The organism is Clostridium sp. CAG:221 (genome assembly GCA_000435835.1).
In the GTDB taxonomy this organism is placed as follows: domain Bacteria; phylum Bacillota; class Clostridia; order Clostridiales; family Clostridiaceae; genus Clostridium.
Map to the genome: position 1 here is coordinate 5,350 of FR883360.1, position 5,645 is coordinate 10,994.

The window sequence follows — 5,645 nt, forward strand, 5'->3', positions numbered from 1 at the left end:
ACCAAAAAGAAGAAGAGTTTAGTTTATATATAAGTTCAACAGGAGGTGTAACGAATGGCAAGATATACTGGAGCTACATGTAGATTATGTAGAAGAGAAGGTCAAAAGCTATTCCTTAAGGGAGATAGATGCTTTACTGATAAATGTGCTTTCGTTAGAAGAAGCTATGCACCAGGACAACATGGAGCAGCTAAGAAAAAGATGTCTAACTACGGAGTTCAATTAAGAGAAAAGCAAAAAGCAAGAAGAATATACGGTGTTTTAGAGAAACAATTTAGAGCATACTATGAAAAAGCTGAACACATGAAAGGTATCAGCGGTGAAAACTTACTTAAATTATTAGAAATGAGATTAGATAACGTTGTTTACAGATTAGGATACGGTGCTTCAAGAAACGAAGCTAGACAATTAGTAACACACGGTCATTTCTTAGTAAATGGTAAAAAAGTTGATATCCCATCATTCAAGGTATCAGTTAACGATGTTGTATCTGTTTGTGAAAAGAGCAGAGGAACTGAAAAGTTCAAGACATTTGTTGAAAACCCAAAAACATTACCAAAATGGTTAGAAGCTAACGTTGAAAACTATGAAGGTAAAGTTGTTGCTGAACCAGCTAGAGAAGACATTGATGTACCAGTTAATGAAACTCTAATCGTTGAGTTATACAGCAAATAAAATCTAACTTTGTAAAATAAGATCTAGTCTTAAGTGCAATTTTAGAATCAGTTGCCCTCATAATTAGATTGCCATTTTAATATAAGGAGGGTTTTTAAATGTTAGAAATCGAAAAGCCAATAATAGAGTGCATTGAATCAAATGAAGATGGTACTTATGGTAAGTATGTAGTTGAACCACTTGAAAGAGGATACGGAATTACACTTGGAAATGCTATGAGAAGAATATTACTTTCATCACTTCCAGGTGTAGCAACTACATCTGTTAAAATCGATACAGTACTTCATGAATTTTCAACTGTACAAGGCGTTAAAGAAGATGTTACAGAATTAATTCTTAACATCAAATCATTAGCGTTAACAATGGAAGGTGAAGGACCAAAAACTATCTATATAGATGCTCAAGGTCCAGGTGTAGTAACAGGAGCTGACATTAAGACAGATGGAGATGTAGAAGTTATTAATAAAGATCTACATATAGCGACTTTAGATGATAACGGAAAACTATATATGGAGTTAACAGTAAACAGAGGAAGAGGTTATGTTACTCAAAATAAAAATAAGAGCGAATCATTACCACTTTCAGCTATAGCTGTTGATTCAATATACACTCCAGTGAAAAGAGTTAACTTTACAGTAGAAAATACTAGAGTTGGTCAAATTACTGACTACGATAAGTTAACTTTAGAAATCTGGACTAATGGTACTATTAAAATAGATGAAGCTATAAGCTTATCTGCTAAAATTTTAATAGAACACTTCAAGTTATTCATGTCCTTAGGAGTTGCGACTAATGATGTTGAAATAATGATAGAAAAAGAAGAAGATAAAAAGGAAAAAGTACTAGAAATGACTGTTGAAGAGCTAGACCTTTCAGTTAGATCATATAACTGCTTAAAGAGAGCTGGTATCAACACAGTTCAAGAGCTTGCTGGTAAATCAATGGATGACATGATGAAGGTAAGAAATCTAGGAAAGAAATCCTTAGAAGAAGTTGAAAGAAAGCTTAAAGAATTAGGTTTAAGCTTAAAATTAAGCGACGAGTAAGGAGGAAGATCCATGGCAGGTTATCGTAAGTTAGGTCTTGCTACAGACCAAAGAAGAGCTATGTTAAGAAGCTTAGTAACAAGCTTTTTAAAGCACGGAAGAATAGAAACTACTGAAACTAGAGCTAAAGAAGCTAGAAGTATAGCTGAAAAGATGATCACTCTTGCAAAAAGAGGAGATCTTCACGCTAGAAGACAAGTTTTAGCTTACATTTTAGAAGAAGAAGTAGTTAAAACATTATTCGATGAAATCGCACCAAAGTATGCTGAAAGAAATGGTGGATACACTAGAATGATGAAAAAAGGCCCTAGAAGAGGGGACGGAGCAGAAGTTGTTATACTTGAATTAGTATAATTTCTTTTAGGGGGATTAAGTGTTAAGCTTAATCCCTCTTTTTTTTATAAATATTATGTAAAAGCTTATAATATTATAGAAAATAATGTATACTTAAATTTAATAAGTCTGCTTATAAGGAAAATAGAAACATTATAGGTTTTTATATGATATTTAATTAGTTAAGAGGGAGGAAAATGCTTGAATACGATGATTGAATGTAGAAATTTAATTTTTAAATATACAGCTGGTGAAAATCAGGAAGAAAAGATTGCTATTAATGATGTCAACCTTCAAATAAAAGAAGGAGAGTTTATTGCTATCTTAGGACACAATGGTTCTGGTAAATCTACTATGGCTAAACATATGAATGCATTACTTATTCCTACTGAAGGAAAAATGTTAGTGAATAAAATGGATACTTCTGATATGAATAACTTATGGAATATAAGGGAAACAGCTGGAATGGTTTTTCAAAATCCAGATAATCAGTTAGTAGCAACTATAGTAGAAGAAGATGTTGCTTTTGGCCCAGAAAATTTAGGGGTACCACCGGAAGAAATAAGAAAAAGAGTTGATGAGGCTTTAGAGAGGGTTGGAATGTCAGAGTATAAAAGACATGCACCACATCTTCTTTCAGGAGGACAAAAGCAGAGAATAGCCATTGCTGGCATATTAGCTATGAAACCAAAATGTATAATCTTTGATGAGCCAACAGCTATGCTTGATCCATCAGGTAGAAAAGAAGTTCTTGATACTATTATTGATTTAAATAAGAATTATGGAATTACAGTAATACTTATAACACACTATATGGATGAGGCTGCTAAAGCAGATAGAATAGTTGTAATGGATAAAGGAAAACTGATTTTAGACGGAAAGCCACGTGATGTTTTCTCTAATGTAGAAAAGATGAAGAGTATAGGACTAGATGTTCCTCAAGTAACTGAATTAAGTTATGAATTGCAAAAAGCAGGAATTAATATAGATACTAGAATATTAGATGTGAATGAGATGGTGAATGCAATATGTCAATTAAAATAGAGAATTTAACATATGTTTATATGCCAAAGACACCTTTTGAAAAAAAGGCTTTAGATAATGTAAATTTAGAAATAGAAGATGGAGAGTTTTTAGCAGTAATCGGACATACTGGTTCAGGAAAATCTACATTAATACAGCATTTAAATGGACTTTTAAAGCCAGCCAGTGGAAAGATTTATGTTGATGGAACTGATATAACTGATAAAGATACTAAGCTAGTTGATATTAGAAAAAAAGTTGGATTAGTATTTCAATATCCAGAGTATCAGCTGTTTGAAGAAACTATTGCTAAAGATATTGCTTATGGACCAAGCAATTTAGAATTAAATGAAGATGAAATATTAAAAAGAGTTAAAAAGTCCATGGAAATGGTAGGTTTGAATTATGAGGAATATAAAGATATTTCACCATTTGAACTTAGTGGAGGACAGAAGAGGAGAGTAGCCATTGCTGGAGTAATTGCAATGGAACCTAAGGTGCTTATATTAGATGAACCTACAGCAGGGTTAGACCCAGCAGGTAGAGATGATATATTAGAGCAGATAAAGCTTCTACATGAAAAATATAATATGACAATAATTCTTGTAAGCCATAGTATGGAGGATGTAGGGAAGTTAGCAGAGAAGATCATTGTAATGAATGATGGTCATATAGAGCTTCAAGGCAAACCAAAAGAGGTATTTAAGGAAATTGATACTTTAGAAAAAATAGGCTTAGCTGTGCCACAAGTAACATATTTAATGCGAGAGTTAAAGAAAAAAGGTTTTAATGTATCAGAAGATATTTTTACTGTGGAAAAAGCTAAAAGTGAATTATTAAATATATTATTAAAAAATAAGTAATGGAAAGAGAGAATTAGTATGATAAAAGATATTACAATAGGCCAATATATACCTGGCGAATCTTTTGTGCATAAGCTTGACCCAAGAACTAAGATATTAATATCTATTTTGTTTATTATATCGCTTTTTGTGGTGGATAAATTTGCAGCATATTCTTTTGTAGTTGCTTTTTTAATATTAGTTATTTGCACAGCAAAGATACCATTTAGATTTGTGTATAAAGGTCTTAAACCAGTATTTCTATTAATTGCATTAACAGGGGTCTTAAACTTATTTATGGTAAAAGGTGGAGAGCTTTTATTTAGTTTTGGCTTTATTAAAATATATGAACTAGGACTTAGGACAGCTGTATTTATGGCTATAAGATTAATATTGTTAATTATGGGTACTTCAATATTAACATTAACTACATCGCCAATAGAACTTACAGATGGTATAGAAAGACTTCTAAGACCTATAGGAAAAGAAATAGCTCATGAATTAGCAATGATGATGACCATTGCTTTAAGATTCATACCAACATTAATGGATGAAACTGATAAGATAATGAAAGCTCAAAAAGCAAGAGGAGCTGATTTTGAAACAGGAAACATTCTACAGAAAGCTAAAAATCTAATACCATTATTAATTCCTTTATTCATTAGTTCTTTTAAAAGAGCTGATGAACTAGCTATGGCCATGGAAGCAAGATGTTATCGAGGTGGAGTTGGCAGAACGAGAATGAAGGTGTTAAAATTCACTTCAAAAGATATAATTGCTTTTGCATTATTTGCTGTAGTATTTGCTAGCATTATAGCAACAAGAATTTTTTTATAAATTTTTAATATTAGAATAAAAAGGTGATAGTTTAGTGAAAAATATAAAACTGATAATAGAGTATGATGGTACTAATTATTATGGATGGCAGAAGCAAAATGATAAGGTGACTATACAGGGGACACTTGAAGAGGCTGTAAGGAATCTTACTAAGGAAGAAAATGAGGTGATAGGATGCTCCAGAACTGATTCTGGAGTACATGCTAGAGGATTTGTTGCATCCTTTAAGACAGAGAGTACAGTACCACCCCATAAGTTTAGAGAAGCAATTAATTATAGATTACCAGATGATATTGTAGTTCTTAGCTCAGAAGAAGTCTCAGAAGATTTCCATCCAAGGTATTTAGCTAAAGGAAAGACTTATGAATATACAATATATAATAATTTAGTTCCAACAGCATTAAATAGAACATTTTCATATCATTATAAATATCCATTAGATATAGAAGCAATGAAGGATGCCTGCCAATTCTTTAAGGGAACTCATGACTTCAAAGCTTTTAGAAGTGAAGGAAGTTCTGTTAAGACAACTGTAAGGACTATATATGATTTAAATATTAAAATCGAAGGTGATTTTATTAAGATTTCTGTTTCAGGTGATGGTTTTTTATATAATATGGTTAGAATAATAGTAGGTACTTTAATTAATGTTGGAAGAGGTAAAATTTCACCACAAGATATTGAAAAAATTATAGCAGGAAGAGATCGAAAAGCAGCTGGAGATTGTGTTCCTGCAAAAGGTTTAAAGCTTGTAGAAGTTTATTATTAAAAATAAAAAAAAATGTTGACACGCCCGTAAGCGTGTATTATAATTTATTTTGTTTGTTAGATTATTTATGTACGTAAGATCCAATTAGACCTGGATCTTAACATAAATGCAAAGCTCGGA

7 protein-coding genes are annotated in these 5,645 nt (G+C 31.8%); all 7 read left to right on the forward strand.

Annotated elements, in window-relative coordinates:
* Positions 1-54 precede the first annotated feature (54 nt).
* The 7 genes from rpsD to truA all read left to right on the forward strand — a co-directional run bounded on the left by rpsD (position 55) and on the right by truA (position 5,525).
* Positions 55-675 (forward strand): 30S ribosomal protein S4, encoded by a 621-nt coding sequence (gene rpsD / locus Q5O44_RS01085; RefSeq protein WP_022166533.1) that lies wholly within the window; start codon positions 55-57, stop codon positions 673-675.
* 98 nt (positions 676-773) lie between these two features.
* Positions 774-1,721, forward strand: coding sequence for a DNA-directed RNA polymerase subunit alpha (locus Q5O44_RS01090; protein WP_022166534.1), 948 nt, complete (start codon positions 774-776; stop codon positions 1,719-1,721).
* A 12-nt stretch (positions 1,722-1,733) separates the two neighbouring features.
* Positions 1,734-2,075, forward strand: coding sequence for a 50S ribosomal protein L17 (rplQ, locus tag Q5O44_RS01095; RefSeq protein WP_022166535.1), 342 nt, complete (start codon positions 1,734-1,736; stop codon positions 2,073-2,075).
* Positions 2,076-2,264: 189 nt separating this feature from the next.
* Positions 2,265-3,098, forward strand: coding sequence for an energy-coupling factor transporter ATPase (locus Q5O44_RS01100; RefSeq protein ID WP_291663333.1), 834 nt, complete (start codon positions 2,265-2,267; stop codon positions 3,096-3,098).
* Positions 3,083-3,940, forward strand: a complete 858-nt coding sequence (locus tag Q5O44_RS01105) for an energy-coupling factor transporter ATPase (RefSeq protein WP_022166537.1) — start codon at positions 3,083-3,085, stop codon at positions 3,938-3,940. Before Q5O44_RS01100 ends, Q5O44_RS01105 begins: the two co-directional genes overlap by 16 nt.
* A gap of 18 nt (positions 3,941-3,958) precedes the next feature.
* Complete coding sequence (locus Q5O44_RS01110; RefSeq protein ID WP_022166538.1) at positions 3,959-4,756, forward strand: energy-coupling factor transporter transmembrane protein EcfT; 798 nt, start codon at positions 3,959-3,961, stop codon at positions 4,754-4,756.
* 34 nt (positions 4,757-4,790) lie between these two features.
* Positions 4,791-5,525, forward strand: coding sequence for a tRNA pseudouridine(38-40) synthase TruA (gene truA, locus Q5O44_RS01115; RefSeq protein WP_022166539.1), 735 nt, complete (start codon positions 4,791-4,793; stop codon positions 5,523-5,525).
* Positions 5,526-5,645 lie beyond the last annotated feature (120 nt).